Source organism: Micromonospora sp. NPDC050200, assembly GCF_040656135.1.
Classification (GTDB): Bacteria; Actinomycetota; Actinomycetes; order Mycobacteriales; family Micromonosporaceae; genus Micromonospora.
Genome location: NZ_JBFALG010000017.1, coordinates 23839 through 42414, shown reverse-complemented (window position 1 = coordinate 42414; position 18576 = coordinate 23839). Strand labels below are relative to the sequence as shown.

21 protein-coding genes and 1 tRNA gene are annotated in these 18576 nt (G+C 71.5%); 8 read left to right on the top strand and 14 right to left on the bottom strand.

The window, feature by feature from the left end; genetic code table 11:
- Window positions 1-20: 20 nt before the first annotated feature.
- Window positions 21-1976, bottom strand: a complete 1956-nt coding sequence (locus AB0I41_RS14045) for a heavy metal translocating P-type ATPase (protein ID WP_357106547.1) — start codon at window positions 1974-1976, stop codon at window positions 21-23.
- A 104-nt stretch (window positions 1977-2080) separates the two neighbouring features.
- On the opposite strand from AB0I41_RS14045, the gene AB0I41_RS14040 reads away from it, so the two are divergent.
- Window positions 2081-2431, top strand: coding sequence for a metalloregulator ArsR/SmtB family transcription factor (locus AB0I41_RS14040; RefSeq protein WP_357106388.1), 351 nt, complete (start codon window positions 2081-2083; stop codon window positions 2429-2431).
- 76 nt (window positions 2432-2507) lie between these two features.
- On the opposite strand, the gene AB0I41_RS14035 is transcribed toward AB0I41_RS14040, so the two are convergent.
- On the bottom strand, window positions 2508-3080 hold the full coding sequence (locus AB0I41_RS14035) for a hypothetical protein (protein ID WP_357106385.1): 573 nt from the start codon (window positions 3078-3080) through the stop codon (window positions 2508-2510).
- Between the two features lie 34 nt (window positions 3081-3114).
- The gene (locus AB0I41_RS14030) at window positions 3115-3873 is read right to left on the bottom strand and encodes a transposase family protein (protein WP_357106381.1); all 759 of its coding nucleotides are present in this window, start codon (window positions 3871-3873) and stop codon (window positions 3115-3117) included.
- Between the two features lie 250 nt (window positions 3874-4123).
- Here AB0I41_RS14030 and AB0I41_RS14025 point away from each other — a divergent pair, with 250 nt between their 5' ends.
- Window positions 4124-4498 carry a hypothetical protein gene (locus AB0I41_RS14025; RefSeq protein WP_357106379.1) on the top strand — a complete coding sequence of 125 codons (375 nt, stop codon included), beginning with the start codon at window positions 4124-4126 and terminating at the stop codon, window positions 4496-4498.
- Window positions 4499-4844: 346 nt separating this feature from the next.
- A complete protein-coding gene (locus AB0I41_RS14020) occupies window positions 4845-5267 on the top strand; it encodes a hypothetical protein (RefSeq protein WP_357106376.1) in 423 nt (140 codons plus the stop codon).
- Window positions 5268-5388: 121 nt separating this feature from the next.
- Here the strand turns inward: AB0I41_RS14020 and AB0I41_RS14015 are convergent.
- Window positions 5389-5472 (bottom strand) — tRNA-Tyr (locus AB0I41_RS14015).
- 148 nt (window positions 5473-5620) lie between these two features.
- Here AB0I41_RS14015 and AB0I41_RS14010 point away from each other — a divergent pair.
- The 5 genes from AB0I41_RS14010 (at window position 5621) to AB0I41_RS13990 (ending at window position 7744) form a co-directional block, all read left to right on the top strand.
- A complete protein-coding gene (locus AB0I41_RS14010) occupies window positions 5621-6115 on the top strand; it encodes a YajQ family cyclic di-GMP-binding protein (RefSeq protein ID WP_357106374.1) in 495 nt (164 codons plus the stop codon).
- Between the two features lie 202 nt (window positions 6116-6317).
- Window positions 6318-6674: a hypothetical protein gene (locus tag AB0I41_RS14005; protein ID WP_357106372.1), complete on the top strand. Its 357-nt coding sequence runs from the start codon at window positions 6318-6320 to the stop codon at window positions 6672-6674.
- Window positions 6671-7120 carry a MerR family transcriptional regulator gene (locus AB0I41_RS14000; protein WP_357106369.1) on the top strand — a complete coding sequence of 150 codons (450 nt, stop codon included), beginning with the start codon at window positions 6671-6673 and terminating at the stop codon, window positions 7118-7120. Before AB0I41_RS14005 ends, AB0I41_RS14000 begins: the two co-directional genes overlap by 4 nt.
- Before the next feature lie 28 nt (window positions 7121-7148).
- On the top strand, window positions 7149-7412 hold the full coding sequence (locus tag AB0I41_RS13995; RefSeq protein WP_357106366.1) for a hypothetical protein: 264 nt from the start codon (window positions 7149-7151) through the stop codon (window positions 7410-7412).
- Complete coding sequence (locus AB0I41_RS13990) at window positions 7409-7744, top strand: YnfA family protein (RefSeq protein WP_357106363.1); 336 nt, start codon at window positions 7409-7411, stop codon at window positions 7742-7744. Before AB0I41_RS13995 ends, AB0I41_RS13990 begins: the two co-directional genes overlap by 4 nt.
- A gap of 459 nt (window positions 7745-8203) precedes the next feature.
- On the opposite strand, the gene AB0I41_RS13985 is transcribed toward AB0I41_RS13990, so the two are convergent.
- The 10 genes from AB0I41_RS13985 to AB0I41_RS13940 all read right to left on the bottom strand — a co-directional run bounded on the left by AB0I41_RS13985 (window position 8204) and on the right by AB0I41_RS13940 (window position 18344).
- Complete coding sequence (locus tag AB0I41_RS13985) at window positions 8204-8392, bottom strand: hypothetical protein (protein ID WP_357106360.1); 189 nt, start codon at window positions 8390-8392, stop codon at window positions 8204-8206.
- Window positions 8393-8545: 153 nt separating this feature from the next.
- Entirely contained in the window at window positions 8546-9067 is a 522-nt protein-coding gene (locus tag AB0I41_RS13980) for a GNAT family N-acetyltransferase (protein ID WP_357106357.1), read from the bottom strand.
- 216 nt (window positions 9068-9283) lie between these two features.
- The gene (locus AB0I41_RS13975; protein WP_357106354.1) at window positions 9284-10543 is read right to left on the bottom strand and encodes an MFS transporter; all 1260 of its coding nucleotides are present in this window, start codon (window positions 10541-10543) and stop codon (window positions 9284-9286) included.
- A gap of 139 nt (window positions 10544-10682) precedes the next feature.
- On the bottom strand, window positions 10683-11558 hold the full coding sequence (gene htpX / locus AB0I41_RS13970; RefSeq protein WP_357106352.1) for a zinc metalloprotease HtpX: 876 nt from the start codon (window positions 11556-11558) through the stop codon (window positions 10683-10685).
- Between the two features lie 250 nt (window positions 11559-11808).
- Window positions 11809-13293, bottom strand: a complete 1485-nt coding sequence (locus tag AB0I41_RS13965) for an NADH-quinone oxidoreductase subunit N (RefSeq protein WP_357106349.1) — start codon at window positions 13291-13293, stop codon at window positions 11809-11811.
- 31 nt (window positions 13294-13324) lie between these two features.
- Window positions 13325-14827, bottom strand: a complete 1503-nt coding sequence (locus tag AB0I41_RS13960; RefSeq protein ID WP_357106346.1) for an NADH-quinone oxidoreductase subunit M — start codon at window positions 14825-14827, stop codon at window positions 13325-13327.
- Window positions 14828-14882: 55 nt separating this feature from the next.
- A complete protein-coding gene (locus tag AB0I41_RS13955; RefSeq protein ID WP_357106343.1) occupies window positions 14883-16814 on the bottom strand; it encodes an NADH-quinone oxidoreductase subunit L in 1932 nt (643 codons plus the stop codon).
- Window positions 16811-17206 carry an NADH-quinone oxidoreductase subunit NuoK gene (gene nuoK / locus AB0I41_RS13950; RefSeq protein ID WP_357106340.1) on the bottom strand — a complete coding sequence of 132 codons (396 nt, stop codon included), beginning with the start codon at window positions 17204-17206 and terminating at the stop codon, window positions 16811-16813. The genes AB0I41_RS13955 and nuoK overlap by 4 nt, the downstream gene beginning before the upstream one ends.
- Window positions 17203-17745, bottom strand: coding sequence for an NADH-quinone oxidoreductase subunit J (locus AB0I41_RS13945; RefSeq protein ID WP_357106337.1), 543 nt, complete (start codon window positions 17743-17745; stop codon window positions 17203-17205). The genes nuoK and AB0I41_RS13945 overlap by 4 nt, the downstream gene beginning before the upstream one ends.
- A complete protein-coding gene (locus AB0I41_RS13940) occupies window positions 17742-18344 on the bottom strand; it encodes an NADH-quinone oxidoreductase subunit I (RefSeq protein WP_357106333.1) in 603 nt (200 codons plus the stop codon). The genes AB0I41_RS13945 and AB0I41_RS13940 overlap by 4 nt, the downstream gene beginning before the upstream one ends.
- Window positions 18345-18576 lie beyond the last annotated feature (232 nt).

Sequence of the window (18576 nt, the reverse complement as noted above, 5' to 3'; positions counted from 1 at the left end):
GTAGCAGGGGCGGCTTGACATCAGTCGTTGGCACCAACTCCTGTTGCTGGGCTTGCTGCCCGCTTCCAGGCGGCGCGGCGGAGCAGGCGTAGTCCGTTGAGGCCGACGATGATGGTGGAGCCTTCGTGTCCGGCCACGCCGAGCGGCAGCGGCAGGGTGCCGACGAGGTCCCAGGTGACCAGGACGGCGATGAAGGTGCCGGCGATCGCGAGGTTCGCGATGACGAGGCGGCGGGCGCGGCGGGCGAGTGCGATGACGGCGGGGAGGGTGGCGAGTTCATCGCGGGTGATGACGGTATCGGCGGTGTCGAGCGCGAGGTCGGAGCCGGTGCGTCCCATGGCGATCCCGACGTGCGCGGCGGCCAGGGCGGGGGCGTCGTTGACGCCGTCGCCGACCAGGACGACGCGGTCCCCCTGGGCCTCCAGCTCCCGTACCGCGGCGACTTTGTCCTCAGGTAGCAGGCCGGCGCGTACGTCGGTGATGCTGACCTCGGCGGCGAGTCGTCGGGCGGCGCGTGCGTTGTCGCCGGTCAGGAGCAACGGGCGCACCCCGGTCAGGGTGGTGAGTTGCGCGACGGTGTCCGCGGCGTCGGGGCGCAGCTTGTCGGTCAGGCCCAGCACGCCGACCGGTTCGCCGTCCACGCGCACCACGACCGCCGTTCGACCCGCCTGTTCCAGGCCGTCGACGAGAGCGCGCAGCGCGTCTTCACGGCCGTCGCGGAGGTCGGCGGGGCTGCTCACTTCGACCTGGTGGCCGCCGACGCGGGCGGTGACGCCGCGCCCGGGCGTCGAGGTGAAGGCTTCGGTCGCGGGTAGCGGGGTCCCTGCTTCGCGGGCGGCGGCCAGCACGGCGCGGGCGAGGGGGTGCTCGGAGGAGCTTTCCGCAGCGGCGGCCAGGGCGAGCAGTTGGTTCTCGGTGACCGTGGCGTGGGGCAGGAGCCGGATGTCGGTCAGGTGCGGGGTGCCTTCGGTGAGGGTGCCGGTCTTGTCGAAGGCCACCTGGGTGGCGGTGGCGAGTTGTTCCATCACCACTGCGGACTTCACCAGTACGCCGTGCCGGCCGGCGTTGGCGATCGCGGACAGCAGCGGCGGCATCGTGGCCAGCACCACCGCGCAGGGCGAGGCGACGATCATGAAGGTCATCGCCCGGAGCAGCGTCGGTTGCAGCTCTGCTCCCAGTGCCAACGGGATGACGAACAGAGCGATCGTGGCGGCCACCATGCCCACGGAGTAGCGCTGTTCGACCTTTTCGATGAACAGCTGCACACGGGCCTTGGTGGCACTGGCTTCAGCCGCCATCGCGACGATGCGGGCGATGACCGTGTCGCTGGCCGGCCGGGTCACCCGGATCCGCAGCGCGCCGGTGCCGTTGAGGGTGCCGGCGAACACCTCGTGCCCCGGGTGCTTGTCCACGGGCAGCGGCTCGCCGGTGATCGTGGCCTGGTCGACCTCGCTGGCGCCCTGAATGACCTCGCCGTCGGCGCCGATCCGCTCGCCGGGCCGGACCAGGATGACGTCCCCCACCTGCAGGTCGGCGGCTTCGATCGTTTCCTCACCGGCCGCGGTGAGGCGGGTGGCCGTCTCGGGGGCGAGGTCGAGCAGGCCGCTGACGGAGTCCTCGGTGCGCTTGGTGGCGATCGCTTCCAGCGCGCCGGAGGTGGCGAAGATGACGATGAGCAGCGCCCCGTCGAGGACCTGCCCGATCGACGCCGCGCCGACCGCCGCCAGGATCATCAGCAGGTCGACGTCCAGCTTCCGTTCGCGCAGCGCCTGCAATCCGGCCCAGCCCGGCTCCCATCCGCCGGCGGCGTAGCAGGCCAGGTACAACGCCCACCACAGCCAGTCGGGACTCCCGGTCAGCTGGGCCAACACCCCCAGCGTGAACAGGCCGGTCGCCGCGGCGGCCCACCGGACCTCCGGCAGCGACCAGAGGACAGTGCGCCGCTGGCCACGGCGACGCGAGTCCGCCGGTGGCAGGTGCTGGGCGGTAGACGGATCCTGAAGGCTTGTCGTCACCTGGGCATCCTATATGCGCATTCACGCAGCTACGCAAGCAGCGAGATAGCCGGTACGCTGAGGCGATGCACACGTCGCTGCCTGATTTCGACATGCCCAACGAGGAGCAGGTGCACCTGGCGGCCGAGACGTTCCGACTCCTGGCCGACCCCACCCGGATCAAGGTCCTGTGGGCGCTGCTGCAGGGCGAATCCTCCGTCGCCTGCCTCGCCGAACTGGCCGGAGCCGCCCCCACGGCAGTCAGCCAGCATCTGGCCAAGCTCCGGCTCGCCGGCCTGGTCAAGGGCCGCCGTGAGGGAACCTTCGTGTTCTATTCCGCCGCCGACGAGCACGTTCGGCGGCTGCTACGGCAGGCCCTGTTCCACGCCGACCACATCGACCGCAACCTGTCCGAAGCACCCGGTGCGAGCCGATGACCTCCACCGGCAGCACCCTCGTCCACTCGGGCAGCAGCACCGGCGGAGCATGAGCGACGGCGGGCGAGGGCTGGACTCAGCGGGACCAGACCAAATCGGCCCCTGACCGCATTTCTGCTGTCAGGGGCCGTGATCGCACCTGGTGGCGGGTAGAGGATTCGAACCTCTGAAGCTTTCGCGACGGATTTGCAGAGCGCCACACTCGAAGCCCTGACCTGGCCAGACGGGCTGTCTCGCCCTGGTGGCGACACACATGCGACACGGCCTCACGCAACAGGCAGGCGTAGCCCTTCCGGCCGGCGCCGAGCCAACTCTGTCTGTCTGGCCAGAGAATCCCGCTGATTCCGTCGGTATTCGGCGGACAGGGGAGAATTCTCCAGCCGGCCGATCCCCGGAAACTTGAAACCTCGACGCCGAGGACGGTGACGCCCCTTGCGTTCACCTGGACCAGCTCGGGAGAGATGTTGATGGCGCTCGGGTCGACCTTGAATGCCTGGGTGCTCTCGTAGATCAGTTGGTTATTCGCCGCCACCCACTTCTTCAGGTGCTCATCAAGCCATTTGGGTAGCCAGCCTTTCTGGGTGGGCTGAAGTGCAGCTATGTCGGCGTCGGGTTGATGTATTTTGTCCCAGATGGGAGAATCACTCATCATCCCTCCGGTCTTCTCGCGCAGTGACGTGATCTCAACAAGAATCCGGTAGGTATCGGTATTCGAAATGGGTGAGGTGGAGAGCGGCGCGGACGATGTCGCCGGCCTGCCGTGGGCTGGCTGTGCTGTGACGCAGGGTCCGCCAGCGGCCGACGAGGATCGCGAAGCCGCGTTCTCCGAGGCACCGCATGGATCGAAGGACGGAGTTGTAGGTCCAGTTGTCGACGGCGAGCCGGCGGCCGGCGGCGGGCTGCTTGCACGGAGCGTGGATGCCCTGGCCGACGCCTTCGTAGCCTGAGTCCGCCAGGGTCGGCAGCCGCAGTTCGGAGGCCGCCCAGTAGAGGGCTCCGGTGACGTCCAAACGCTGGGCGCAGGTCAGGTCATGCAGATGTCCGGGCATCGCATCCGAGGTCCAGATCGGGAGCCCGTCGGGGCGCATCACCGCCTGAATGTTCGCCCCGAAGTCGCGGTGTTTCCCGGAGTGCCACGCGTCGATCGTGTCGCCTTTCACGCTCACGGTGGTCTCGGCGAGGCGGTCGGTGTCGAACAGCTTCCCGTCGAGGATCACGTGCGACCAGCCGTCGGCGGCGACCCGCCGCAACGCCTCATGCAGGGTGGGTGTCTGCGCCGCCAGGACCCGCACGGCCTCGGCAACGTACCGGTAGGCCGTAGCCCGCGAGACCCCGAACCCCGCCCCGAGGGTGGCCTTGTCCTCACCCTTGCGAAACCACACCAACACCAGGATCGCCTGGTAGAAGCACGTCACCGCACGGGTTCCCGGTCGGGTGCCCACCACCCGACGCTCGGCACGAAGCAGCCGCGCCACATGCTGTACGAGTTCCCTGGGCACGTCGAGCCTGGCAGAATAGGCGATCACGTGGAGCCCTCTCGAAGACTGGACTCTGTCGCAAGAACCTGTCTATCGATGGCTCCACGTCCATATCCAACACCGTCCGGTATGGACGTTACGCCCGTGTCACCCCCACTCGGCCGCCGAACCTTGCTGAGATCACCTCAGTGTCCATGGCGGTACGCTCGCCTCCATGGGGACTCTGATTGTCCAGGGTATTCTGCTGACTATGGCCGCAGCCTCTTCCGGGTTCGGGCTCTATTGGCCGTGGGTGCTCTGGATTTTGAAGCGCCGAGGTGTGGTTACGGAGATTATTGCGGTCGAGGAAACATGGACCAATGGGAGTCGCGGATATCTCCTCACATTCAAGGACCACCACGGGAATCTCCAGATGATCGGCACTCCAAAATTGCCCCCGAGGGCAGGTGGGTCATATGGTCGTGTCGTCTACGATGAACGTCAGCCGAAACGAGCGCGGACATTTCCTCTCGATCTAGGATGGCTGTGGGTCTTGGTTCCCACCCAGATCCCGGCGTTGATCCTGTGCGTGATTGCCGCGAACCTGTGACATTGCTTCTCGCATGGCAGGCGAGGAACCGGGTCATCTCTGCGGGCCTCGGCATGGCGAAGGCGGTCTGCCAGCTCGCTGTCCTGCGCGCGGTTGAGGTCGCGGTCGTCAGCCGGAGCCGAAGAATTGCGTCTTCTTGTCCTTCGGGCCGGTAACCTCGTTCCATGATCGCGTTACCCCTCACCTTGCGGTCGTGGCGTCTACGAGCGTTGGGGCGTGCTGCACCTGACCGGCTCGACGGTCGCCGTGGGCCCGGACTGGGGCGACGGCGACGACACCGCCGAAGACCGAGGGCTCAAGCACCGGGCCAAGACAGCTACCCGAGACGTGCCCCCCCCCCCCGCTGGTGCGGCTACTCGATTACCACATCGGCGAGTACCCGGCGGGGTCGAACGGCAGGCTGTTCGTAACCCGGCGCGGCCCGGGTGGGCGGTACGTCCCGACCGCCGGGCAGCCGGTCCCGAACAACACCTACAGGAAGGCCTGGCGGGACGCCCGGGAGAAGGTGCTCACCCCGGCGCAGCACCGCTCGCCACTGGCCCGGCGTCCGTACGACCTGCGGCACGCCGCCGTGTCGCTCTGGCTCAACGCCGGGGTACCGGCGACGCAGGAAGCCGAGTGGGCCGGGCACAGCGTGCACGTCCTGATGCGGGTCTACGCCAGGTGCGTCTACGGCCAGGAAGAGGCCGCACGCCGCCGGATCGAAGCGGCGCTAGCCCAGACCGCCCCGGGGCCGATAGCCCCGGCGGGTGCCGCCGAGCCGAGTTGATCTCGGTGACACGTATGTGACACAGCCAGCGAGATCGAGCGGGCTAGAGCGGGACTGAGTGAGACTCACGAAAGAGGCCCCTGACCGGCGTTCGCGCTGGTCAGGGGCCTCTTTGTGCACCTGGTGGCGGGTAGAGGATTCGAACCTCTGAAGCTTTCGCGACGGATTTACAGTCCGCTCCCATTGGCCGCTCGGGCAACCCGCCAGGGCATACCACCGCACTCGCGCGCGGCAGCGGAGACAAGGATAGCGGTTGCCCCCGGGGCGGTCGCAAGCGGGTACCGTCAGGGGGTCGTGCCGCTGGTCGGCGGGCGACCGTACGTGACTGACCGCCGGACAGCAGGAGCATGAGCATGGCAGCGAACCCGTCGTTCGACATCGTGAGCAAGGCCGACCGCCAGGAGGTCGACAACGCCCTCCGCCAGGCGGAGAAGGAGCTCGCGACGCGGTTCGACTTCCGCGGCACCGGCGCGGAGATCTCCTGGTCGGGCGAGGAGGCGATCAGCCTCCAGGCGGAGACCGAGGAGCGGGTCCGGGCCGCGCTGGACGTCTTCAAGGAGAAGCTGGTCAAGCGGAACATCTCGCTGAAGTCGCTGGACGCGGGTGACCCCCGCGCCTCGGGCAAGATCTTCAAGATCGACGCCAAGGTGATCCAGGGCATCGACTCGGACAAGGCCAAGGCGATCAGCAAGAAGATCCGCGACGAGGGCCCGAAGGGCGTCCAGGCCCAGATCCAGGGCGACCAGCTCCGGGTCACCGGCAAGAAGAAGGACGACCTTCAGGCCGTCATCGCGCTACTCAAGGGCGATGACTTCGGCGTGGCCCTGCAGTTCACCAACTACAGGTAAGGCTGCGGAGGCCCCGCTGGCCGTCGCTCAGGTCACGCTCGGCTACCTGCGTATACACGTCGTCGCCCGCGGTCGTCGTTGGTCGTCCATGTCCGGCCTCCGACGGCCTGGCGACGGCCTGGCGGCCTGACGACCTCCACTGGGCGGAGAACTCCACCTCGGGCTTGCATCTGATACCTAGGTACAGGCTTACCGTCGGCGTATGAGTGACCACCACATCACGACGGACGACGCCTGGGTGCCGGATGCCTGCACCCTGCCGACGGCCGAACGGCCGCTGCGGCTCGCCGAGTTTGACCAGTTCTTCGCTGACGCCGTGCGGGGCGTCGACCGGCTGTCGGCACAGCATCTGCGGTTGCAGCTCGACGGCGCTGCGCAAGTTGAGGAGACGGCGCGGGATCTGACTGGTCGAGAGTCGTCTTGCTGCTCGTTCTTCGCATTTGACCTCTCCCGGTCCGGCCCGGATACGCTGGCGTTGGACGTCCGGGTACCGGCGGCACACGTGGACGTGCTCGATGCCCTCGCCGATCGGGCTGCGTCTGTTCGGGATCAGGGATGACCGGGTCGGGCTTGCGCAGCGGCCAGCTGGCCGACGCTGCCGGGGTCAACCAGCAGACGCTGCGCTACTACGAGCGCCGGGGCCTGCTCGACTCACCGCAGCGGTCGCCGGGTGGGCACCGGCTCTACCCGGCCGAATCGGTCACCCTGCTGCGGGTCATCAAGGCCGCGCAATGCCTCGGCTTCACCCTCAACGAGGTTGCCGACCTGCTCGACGCCGGCCGGCATCAGCACGGCGGCCGACCGGACAGCGGCCTACAGGCACGTGCCAGGGAGAAGCTCATCGAGGTGGAGCAAAAGCTCGCTGACCTGACGGTCATCCGTGACACCCTGCGGGCCGCCATCTCAGCCGGTTGTGACGATCTGGTCGCCTGCGCCGGTAGCCCCTGCTGCCCCCTGCCCTTCGCTGAACTGGTCGAGAGGAACGATCGTGCCGACACCTGCTGACCGACTGCGCCGTCTCCTGCCTTCCGGCATGACGGGACTCGCGGGAGCCGCCTGCGCCGCCTGCTGCGTGCTGCCGGCGCTGCTCGCCGCCGGGATCCTCGGCGGTGCCGGCTGGGCCGCAATCAACCGTTTCCTGCCCGGCGTCGCCGTCGCCCTGGCGGTGCTCGCCGGCCTGTGCTGGTGGTGGGCCAGCAAACGCCGCCACACCACCGGCTGCGCTGGCGGCAACTGCTCCTGCGGCCAGCCCGACCAGCACGACCGCCAGGTGGTCCAACTACGGTCCGATGCATGACGGTTGCTCGCTCAATCCTGCTGTTCCTGCTCGCCGCGCTCGCCGAGATCGGCGGCGCCTGGCTGGTGTGGCAGGGCTGGCGTGAAAACCGAGGGCTGCTGTGGATAGCGGCCGGAGTCATTGCGCTCGGGTTCTACGGCTTCGTCGCCACCTTCCAACCCGACCCCAACTTCGGCCGCATCCTCGCCGCCTACGGCGGCGTCTTCGTCGCCGGCTCCCTCGCCTGGGGGATGGTCGTCGACAAGTTCCGCCCCGACCGCTACGACCTCATCGGCGCAGCCATCTGCCTCGTCGGCGTCGCCGTCATCATGTACGCCCCACGCAACGGCTGATCGTGGTATTACCACTAGTCAAACGTTGAAGCGGAGCCTGCGGATGGGCAGACGCTGTTCCGCGTGCGCGAGGACCAAGTGGACCGGCACACGGTTCAGGAAGGGAGTAACGCTCACTGCACACACCCTTCGCCTACCAGCGCATACGGGCAACGGCTCGCCAGCGATGTGCTTGATCATTCCGCGCATGTTCCGGATCTTGCAGATCAGACCGTTACCGTCTCGCCTCGGACAGGCTTGTCTAGCTCCGTTCGCCCTTCGTCCTCGTCCTGGTTGCAGTCCTGAAGCGGGCAGCCGCTGGCCCTATCGTCGAGTCCGGACCCGTTGCTGTCACCGCTGCTGTCGGCAGCCAGGCTGAGGGCCGAGCGGACCGCGCTTGGCATCGCGCGAGGCGTGAGGGTCCCCCATGTGGTCCCCGGCTACATCGCTGTCCTTGCTGGTCCGCGTGTTGCCGAGTGTTCAACGTGCTGCGGCGACCGGTCGACGGTCCCTGACTGCATATGCGGCGATCAGCGCCAACGGCCAGAAGATCAGGCTGAGGATGAAGAAGCCGATGAAGCTGTGGCCCTTGCGGTTCGCGACGCGGGCCGGCCAGAACGCGATGGCGACCCAGATGACAGCCAGGATGACCCACAGGATCGTCCGCATATCAACCCTCCGCCGGAGTGGTGGGCGCACCCACTACGCCATGCCGTACCTCAGTATCAGCCTAAGCGGATCAAGGCCCCGGGTCCGCTGGATAGATGAGGTTCGTTCCTAGCACCCAAAGATCGCCGCTTGGGCCCGGGCGGAGGCTGTGGGTCAGAACTTGATCCAGTAACGCCGCACGGTGCCGTGTTCGGTGTCCCGGACGTCCTCAAGCACGCCGCCGTGCCGCTCGATCGTCTTCGCCGAGGCGATGTTGTCCACCTCGCAGATGATCAGCACCCGGTCCAGGCCGAGCACCTGCGCCTCGCCGAGCATCCGGCCCAGCGCCCAGGTGGCCAGCCCTCGCCGGCGCGCCGACGGCCGGATGCCGTAACCGATATGTCCGACCCGCAGCACGAAGTCGTTGAGCTCGTGCCGCAGGGCGATCCCGCCGAGCACCCGGTCACCCTCCACGATCCATCGGTACGTGCAACGCACCCGGCCGGCGTCCACCGGCTTCGCCGGGTCCGACTGGTCAGCCAGCCGGGCCACCCAGGCCGCGAACCCGGCCGGCGAGTCCACCTCATCCGACGGCCGCAGTCCGAAACCGTCCTCGTGGACGCCGGGGCCCCACTCGTCACGTGCATCGAGCCAGGCGGTGTGCAGGCTGACGGTGGGCGCGATCAGTTCGGGCATGCGGCGACGATAGCGCCCCGGCCGCGGGCCGCTCAGCGCGAGAAGATCAACAGCAGCACCACGGTCAGGATCGCGCTGATCAGCACGGAACCGAGGCAACCCACCCGGTTCGAGAAGAAGACGAACATGCGGACGCCGTACCCCGATCAGCGGGATGCAGACCGTCGCGGCCGTTCCTTGCGGGGACGGCCGCGACTCCGCCGGCCGGGCGGCCGGTCAGACCGGGGTGAGTTGCTCGGCGCGTACCGCTGTCGCCTCGGCCCGGGCGATCGGCCCGGCGGGCATCGCGGCGACCACGGCGCCGACGGCGACGGCGGCCCCCGCGAAGAGGAACGCCCACGGCACGCCGCCGGTGTGGTCGACGATCAGCCCGGCCACCGCGCCGCCGGCGGCGCTCGCCGCCACCGACATGGTCACCACCCAGGTGTACGCCTCGTTGAGCATGCCGGTCGGGGCGATCCGCCCGACCAGGGTGTTCTCCAGGGTGAGGGCGGGCGCGATGGTGGCCCCGCCGACCACCAGCGCGACGCCCAGCGCCGCCGGGGCGGGCATCACCGCGAAGACGGCGAAGCTGCCGGCCACCGCGCCGAGCAGCCAGGCGAACTGGCGGGTCATGTTCGCCGACGGCTTGCGTACGCCGAACCAGAGGCCGCCGGCGGCGCTGCCGACCCCCCAGACGGCGAGCAGGACGCCGGCGAGGCTCTCCGGGTCGTCGGTGGCCTGGTTGCCGGCGAAGGCCGGCACGATCACCCCGGCCGCGCCGAACGCGATGCCGAGGCTGGCGACGCAGACCAGCAGCGCGGGGAAGCCGCCCACCCGCAGCGGGCCGAGCCCCTTGGCGTGGTGCTCGCGCGAGTGCGGCTGCCAGCCGCGCATCACCCGCCCCAGCGCCACCGCCCCGGTGCCGACCAGGGTGACGACCGCGGCGCCGACCAGCGCGGCGGCGGCGTCGGCGACCAGCACGAAGCCGGCCACCAGCAGCGGGCCGAGCACGAAGACGATCTCGAAGAGCGAGGTCTCGGCGGCCAGCGCGGTGTTGCGCAGGTGGTACCGCCCGGAGTTCGGGCCGGTGAGGTCGTTCCAGGCGCCCCGGATCGCGGCGCTCAGCGGCGGGTACGTCGCACCGGCGACCCCGGCGGCCAGGTAGATCAGGCCGAGGCCGCCGGCCTCGGAGCGGCTCGCCCAGAGCAGCCCGAAGAGCGCGAAGGGGTGGGCGACGGCGGTGGCCAGCAGCACCGGGGTGGGACCGATCCGGTCGGCGATCCGGCCGGCCACGGGGCTGAGCGCGGCGCCGGAGAGGGCGTAGATGCCCCCGGCGACCGCGGCGAGCGAGTATCGCCCGGTCACCTGCTCCACCACCAGCAGCAGCGCCAGCGGCGTCATGCCGATCCCGAGTCGCCCGATGATGCCGGGGATCAGCAGCATCGGCGCGCCGGGGATCCGCCAGACGCCCAGGTACTGGCGCAGTGCGGCCACGCTCGACCTCCAGAGGGTGTAATGAGTGGGAGACGTTTCGACCCTAACGCCGGACTCGGCGTGGGGGAAACGGTTTAGTGCGCTCGGACACGGCTCCGCCCGCGTCCGGCGGACCGGACGCGGGCGGAGGTGTCGGACGTCAGCGGAACTGCACCGGGCCGCTGTTGGCGGCCATCTGCTCCAGCCGGGCGACCCGCTCCTCCATCCGGGGGTGGGTGGAGAAGAGCGCGGCGATGCCGCCGCCCCGCTTGAACGGGTTGTCGATCATCAGGTGGGCGGTGCTGGTCAACTGACCCTGCGCGGGCAGCGGACGCGTCTGCGTACCCATGTGGATCTTCTTCAGGGCGCTGGCCAGGGCCAGCGGGTCCCGGGTGAGCTGGGCGCCGGAGGCGTCGGCCTGGAACTCCCGGCTCCGGCTGATCGCGAGCTGGATCACGGTGGCCGCGATCGGGCCGAGGATCAGGGTGAGCAGCAGCACGGCCGGGTTCGGGGCGTCCTCGTCGTCGCCACCGCCCAGCGGGATGAACCAGGCGATGTTGGCCAGCATGGTGATGATGCCGGCCAGACCGGCCGCCACACTGGAGATGAGAATGTCCCGGTTGTAGACGTGCGACAGCTCGTGCCCGATCACCCCGCGCAGCTCGCGGTAGTCCAGGATCTCGGTGATGCCCTGGGTGACGCAGACCGCCGCGTTGGCCGGGTTACGCCCGGTCGCGAACGCGTTGGGCTGCGAGGTCGGGCTGACGTACAGGCGGGGCATCGGCTGCCGCGCCTCGGTGGCCAGCTCACGGACCATCCGGTACAGCTCGGGGAATTCCGCCTCGGTGACCGGTTGCGCGCGCATCGAGCGCAGCGCCAGCTTGTCGGAGTAGAAGTAGGTGACGCCGTTCATCAGCAACGAGACGACGACGGCGATGACGAGGCCGCCGCTGCCGCCGAACCAGTAGCCGACCGCGAGGATCAGCGAGGTCAACAGGCCGAGCAGCGCTGCGGTCTTCAGACGGTTGTGATGCACGATCGCTCCTTCGGTGCGCGGGCCGCGCGGGACCCGCTGACCGGTCCAACGTCACCGGTACCCGTCAACCATCCTGCGCATGGCTGTGAGTTGACTGGAAGTCGCTGTACGCCGGCTGCGAGCCCCCTCGGACCGGGCTCGCGGCAGGTCGCGGTATCCCTCGGCCGGGGCACCGCGACAGGCCGCGAAGTGCGCGGCGGGGCCGTACCGGGACGGCGGGGCCGTACCGGGACGGCGGCGGGGAAAGTGGTCAGCGGGCGGCGAGGTCGAGGACGAGCTGCGGGGCGAAGCCGACCACCAGGGCGACGGCGGTGGCGAGGGCCAGCGCCGCGGTGACCGGCCAGGCCGCACGGGTGGCCGGCCGGCCGTCGGGGGCGGCCGGCTCGCCGTTTCCGCCGTACAGGGTGGCGGCGAGGCGCAGGTAGTAGGCCAGGCCGATCACCGCGTTGACCGCCACCACCAGGGCCAGCCAGCCCGCGCCGCCGGACAGCAGCGACCGGACCACGGCGACCTTGGCGAAGAGCCCGGCCAGCCCGGGCGGCAGGCCGGCCAGGCCGATCAGCGCCAGCGCGAGGGCCCCCGCCACCCACGGGTGCCGGCGGGCTTCGCCACGCAGTTCGTCGACCGTGCCGCCGTCCGCGCCGGTCGGGCGCAGCGCCACCAGCGCCGCGAAGGCCGCCAGCTCCAGCACGACGAAGAAGACCGCGTACGCGACCGCGGCGGCGTACGCCCCCGCCCGGGCCTCGTCGGTGCGCCCGGCGGCCAGCGCCAACGCGCCCAGCGGGGCCAGGATGTAGCCGGCCTGGGCCACCGACGACCAGGCGAGCAGCCGGACCGTACGCCGCTGGCGCAGCGCCACCAGGTTGCCGACCGTCATGGTCAGCACGGCGAGCAGGGCGAGCACCGGGCCGGTGACGTCGGCCGGCAGCGCGCGCTGCACCACGGCGAGCAGGGCGACCACCCCGCCGAGCTTGGAGGCGGTGGAGAGGTACGCCGCCACCGGCAGCGGCGCGCCGTCGTAGGTGACCGGCGCCCAGGCGTGGAACGGCACCGCCGCCACCTTGAAGGCCAGCCCGAGCACCACCAGCGCGACGGCGGCGGTGGCCAGCGGCAGGTCGAGCAGCTCCGGGCGTTCGCCGAGGATCGCGCCGAGCTGGTCAAGGTGCAGCCCGCCGGTGACCGCGTAGAGCAGCGCCGCACCGAGCAGGGTCAGGGTTGCCGCGACCACGCTGACCACGAAGAAGGTGACCGCGGCCTGGGCGCTGGCCAGGCTGCCCCGGCGCAACCCGACCAGCACGTACAGCGGCAGGGTGAGCGTCTCCAGCGCGACGATCAGGGTGATCAGGTCACCGGCGGCGCCGAGCACCACGCCACCGGTCATCGAGCAGGCGAGCAGGAAGCAGAACTCCCCCGGCGGCGTCGGCCCGTCCCGCAGCAGCGGCCCGGAGAGCCCGAGCACCCCGAGGGTGAGCAGGGCGAAGACGGCGGCGACCAGGGCCGCCCGGTCGTCGAGAACCCAGGAGCAGTCAGCGCCGACGCAGAACGTCCGCCGGGTCTGCCCCGTACCGACCAGCGTCGCGCCGACGGCGGTGGCGACGGCGCCCAGGGCGGCCACGGTCACCGTCGCGCCGCGCCGGGCCACCAGCAGGTCGGCCAGGAGCACGAGTACGGCGGTGCCGGCGGCCAGGTACGCCGGCACCAGCGCCACGTTGTCCACGCTCTGCACGAGACTCATGCCGCCACCTCGCCACGTTCGGTCCGACCGCTCACCGGAACACTCCCACCAGGGCGTCCACCGGGCCGGTGGCGAGGCCGAGCACGAGCGTGGGCGCCAGGCCGACCGCGAGGGCGAGCAGCACCAGCGGCGCCCAGGCGGTCAGCTCGGCCCCGGCCAGCCCGGGCGCGAGCCGGCCCACCGCCGGGCTGGGCCGGCCGTGGGTGACCTGCCGCAGCAGTCGCAGGAAGTACGCGGCGGTGAGCGCCCCGCCGACCGCGGCCAGCACGGCCAGGGTGGTCCAGAGCGGCCCGCCCCGCCGGACGGCGGCGATCACGGCGAACGCCTCGCCCCAGAAGCCGGCCAGCCCCGGCAGGCCGAGCGAGGCCACCGCGGCGAAGCCGAGCAGCCCGGCGAGCCGGGGCGCGGTCTCCCGCAGCCCGGACAGCTCGGCGAGCGCGCCGGTGTGCGTACGGTCCTTGACCGCCCCGGCGAGGAAGAAGAGCAGGCCGGTGATCACCCCGTGCGCGATGTTGCCGATCAGGGCCGCCTGGATGCCGGTGGCGGTCAGCGTGGCCACCCCGAGCAGCACGAAGCCCATGTGCCCGACGCTGGAGTACGCGATCAGCCGCTTCAGCTCGTCCTGTGCGAGGCAGACCAGCGAGCCGACCAGGATCGCCGCGACGGCGAGCACGCCGAGCGCCGGCGCGGCCCAGCGGGCCCCCTCGGGGGCGACCCCGACCGCGACCCGGATCAGGCCGTACGTGCCCATCTTGAGCAGCACCCCGGCGAGGATCACGCTGCCGACGGTGGGCGCCTGGGTGTGCGCGTCGGGCAGCCAGGAGTGCAGCGGCCAGAGCGGGGCCTTCACCGCGAAGGCGAGCCCCAGCAGGGTGAACGCGGCCAGCTGGGCGCCCCGGGACAGCCCGGACCCACCGGTGAGCGCGACGATGTCGGCGGTGCCGGCGGCGGCGACCACCACGTAGACGCCGACCAGCAGCAGCACCGAGCCGAAGAGCGTGTAGAGGACGAACTTCCGCGCCGCCCGGCGCCGGTCGTCACCGCCCCAGCCCGCGATGATCGCGTACATGGGGAGCAGGACGACCTCGAAGAAGACGAAGAAGAGGACCAGGTCGAGGGCGAGGAAGGTGCCGAGGATGCCCACCTCGACGACCAGCAGCAACGCCACCAGCGCCCGCCCGCTCCCGCCGGCCGGCACCCGCCAGAGGGTGTAGCCGCAGCAGAGCAGGGTGAGCAGGGCGGTCAGCGCCACCAGCGGCCAGGAGATCCCGTCCACGCCGAGGTGGAAGCGCAGGTCCAGGCCGGGCACCCAGGGCAGGTCGAGCTGGTGCCAGGGCTGCACCGCCGGCGCCGGGCCGTAGCCGAACCAGCCGTGGTCGCCCAGCACCAGCAGCACCGCGCCGACCAGGGTCAGCGCGGCGACCGCCGTGGCGACCAGCCGGGCCGCCCGGTCCCGGGGCGTCGCGGCCACCAGGACCGCCCCGACCGCCGGCAGGGCCAGCACCGCGACCAGCAGGAACTCTCCGAGGCTCATGGCTTCTCCTCGGTTCGCGACTGCGGGGCTCGCAACACCGGCTCACTCCTCGCGCTCACGGTGCCCCTCCGATCAGGACGGCGGCCACCCCGATCAGCAGCGCGCCGGCCAGCACCGCAGCCGCCGCGCGGGGCAGCGCCGCCCGGTGCAACGCGGCCAGGCCGGCGCCGAGGCCGGACGCGCCCCGGCCGCTGCCCTCCACCAGGCCGTCCACTCCCACCTCGTCACCGGTACGCGCGACCCGGGCGAGCGCCCGCACCGGGCGTACGACGAGGGCGTGCTGGACGTCGTCGAGCCGGAACGCGGCCGCGAAGACCGGCCGCAGCGGACCCAGCGCCCGAGCCGGGTCGGCGGCCCGGTCCCGGCGCCAGCCGGCCCAGGCCACCCCGGCCCCGACCAGCAGCAGCACGGTCGGCAGCAGCAGCGCCGGCCCGAGGTGGACCAGCAGCGCCTCGCCCGGCGGCAGGGTCGGCCCGGCCGGGAGGAGCAGCCGATCCGCGAAGGGCTGGACGAGGCCGACCAGCCCGAGCAGCGCGGCCGGGACCGCCAGCAGCAGCACCGGCCAGCGCATCGCGGCGGGCGGGTCGTGCGGGCGCAGCAGCGGCATTCGCGGCTCACCGAGGAAGGTGCGCAGCAGCAGCCGGGTGGCGTACCAGGCGGTGACCACGACGCCGAGCAGCCCGGCCAGCCAGACCAGCCAGCCGACCCAGGCCGGCGCGGGGCCGGAGCCGTCCAGCGCGGCGGACTCGGCGACGGCGAGCACGCCGTCCTTGCTCCAGAAGCCCGACAGCGGCGGCACCCCGGCCAGCGCGCCGAGACCGATCAGCGTGCACCAGAAGGTCACCGGCATGTCCCGGCGCAGGCCGCCCATCCGGGACATCAGCGTGGTGCCGACGGCGTGGATCACCGCGCCGGCGGCGAGGAAGAGCATCGCCTTGAAGGCGGCGTGGGTGAGCAGGTGGAACAGCGCGGCGGCCGGTGCCCCGACGGCGAGCGCCCCGGTCATGTAGCCGATCTGGGAGACCGTCGACCAGGCGAGCACCCGCTTGAGGTCGTCCTGCGCGGTCGCCGCGACGGCACCGAGCAACAGGGTGATCGAGGCCATCACCCCGAGCACGGCCAGCGCGGTCGGGGTGACCGCGAACAGCGGGTAGAGCCGGGCGACCGCGTACACGCCGGCGGCGACCATGGTGGCCGCGTGGATCAGGGCGGAGACCGGAGTCGGACCGGCCATCGCGTCCGGCAGCCAGGTGTGCAGCGGGAACTGCGCGCTCTTGCCGGCCACCCCGGCCAGCAGCAGCAGGCAGGCGGCGGTGAGGGTGCCGGTGGCGTGGTCGTGGGCGAGCACGTCGGCGATCCGGAAGCTGCCCGCCGAGACCCCGAGCAGCGCGATGCCGAGCAGGAAGCCGACGTCACCCACCCGGGTGACCAGGAACGCCTTCATCGCGGCGGCCGGCGCCTCGGGCAGCCGCCGGTCGTGGGCGATCAGCAGGTAGGAGCAGAGGCCCATCACCTCCCAGCCGACCAGCAGCATGATCAGGTCGCCGGCGACCACCACCAGCAGCATCGCGGCGGTGAAGAGGCTGATCTGCGCCGCGTACGGCGGGTAGCGGTGGTCGACCTCGACGTCGTCGTGCGGGCCCCGCTTCAGGTAGGCGGTGGAGTAGACCTGCACGGCCAGGGCGACCGCCGCGACGGCCACCGCGACCAGGACGCCGACGCCGTCCAGCCGGACCCCGAGGGTGACCCACAGGCCGCCCAGGTCGATCCAGGTGGCGGAGGTCTCGACCGGGTCGCCGACCCGGGCCAGCAGGACCAACGCGATCAGCAGCGCCCCGGCCGCGCCGGCCACCCCGAGGCCGATCGCGACCCGCCGGGCCCGGTCCTCCCCGGTGGTCGCGCCGCGCGGCGAGGGCGGCAGCAGCAGGCCGGTCAGTCCCGCGACCAGGGGTACGGCCGGCAGCGCGGCCCCGAGCAGCCCGGTCACTTCTCCCCCTCCGGCCCGTTGGCGGCCACCCCGGCCGGCCCGGTCGACGGGCCGGCGCCGGTCGTCGTGGCCGGCACCAGCGCCGGCGGCTCGGTGAGCGGCACCTCGTCCACCGCGACGCTGGCCCGCAGCCGGTAGAGCTGGAGCACGATGGCCAGGCCGACGCCGATCTCGGCGGCGGCCAGCACGATCACGAAGAGCGCGAAGACCTGCCCGCCGTGCGGCAGGGCGGCCTTCGCCGTGGTGTCGGCGGTGACCAGGATCAGGTTGACCGCGTTGAGCATCAACTCGACCGCCATCAGCAGCAGCACCGCGTTGCGGCGGCGCAGCACGCCGTAGACGCCGAGGCCGAACAGCAGCGCGGCGGTGACGTACGGGATGACCGGCCTCACCGGCGGCCACCCTCGTCGGCAGCGGCGGCCGCCGCGTCGGGGCGGCGACCGATGTCGGGGCGGGAGAGCACGATCGCGCCGACCAGGGCGGCCAGCAGCAGCACCGAGAGCACCTCGAACGGCAGCACCCAGGAGCGGAAGACCTGCTCACCCAGGCGCTCGGCGGTGCCCGCCGCCGGCAGCTCCACCCGGGACCAGCGGAACGCGTCGACCAGCAGCACGGCCAGCCCCAGCCCGCTGCCCGCGCCGATCAGCGCGGCCGGCCAGCCGGGACGGTCCAGGTCGTCGGAGGCGCCGATCGGGGCGCGGGTCAGCATCACCGCGAACAGCAGCAGCACCACCACCGCGCCGACGTAGATCAGCACCTGCACCCAGGCGACCAGCTCGGCGGTGAGCACCAGGTAGTCGCCGGCCAGTGCGCCGAGGCAGACCACCAGGTAGAGGCCGGCCCGCACCAGGTGCCTGGTGGCCACCACGAGCACGCCCGCCCCGACCGCCACCGCGCCGAGGGCGAACAGCAGCACATCCGCGCCCGTCATCGGGTCGTACCTTCGTCGGCGGCGGGGCCGGGCTCGGGGCGTACCACGGTGGGGCGGGCGGCGGAGCTGGTCGGGGCCGCGGCCTTGCGCGCGGCGGTGGACTCCTCCTTGGCCGGCTCGCCGTTGTGGTCGTGCGCGGGCGGCGGCGGGACGGTCGCCATCCACTGGCCGAGGTGGTCCTTGTCGTGCAGCAGGTTCTTGATGTCGTACTCGGCGTACTCGAACTCGGGCGACCAGTAGAGCGCGTCGAACGGGCAGACCTCGACGCAGATGCCGCAGTACATGCAGAGCGAGAAGTCGATGTCGAACTTGTCGAGCACGTTGCGCTGGCGGGGGCGGGCGGCGCCGGGCACCGCCACCTCCTCCTTGTGGGAGTCGATGTAGATGCACCAGTCCGGGCACTCCCGGGCGCAGAGCATGCAGACCGTGCAGTTCTCCGCCAGCAGCGCGATCACGCCCCGGGAGCGGGGCGGCAACTCGGGGGCGACGTCCGGGTACTGCTGGGTCGTCGACCGGCGGGTCATCGTCTTCAGCGTGACCGCCAGCCCCTTCACCAGACCTTCGCCGGGAATGCCGCTGCGCTCGCTCATGCCGCTCATCCTGCCCTGTGGCCCCGGCGTGCGCGACCACCACCCGGCGCATTCCGGCCGTACCGGGACGGTGGGAAGAACGACGCACCGGAACCGACGAGTACACCCCGGAGTGGTCCGGCGACGCGGCCCACCGGAACCTCGCCGTACCGGTGCAGGTCAAGGCGGGCGCGGTTCGCGCGGGGCACGGGCGCGCCGGGCAGCTGGACGGTGGAGGCGTACCACCCGACCACGGGTGACC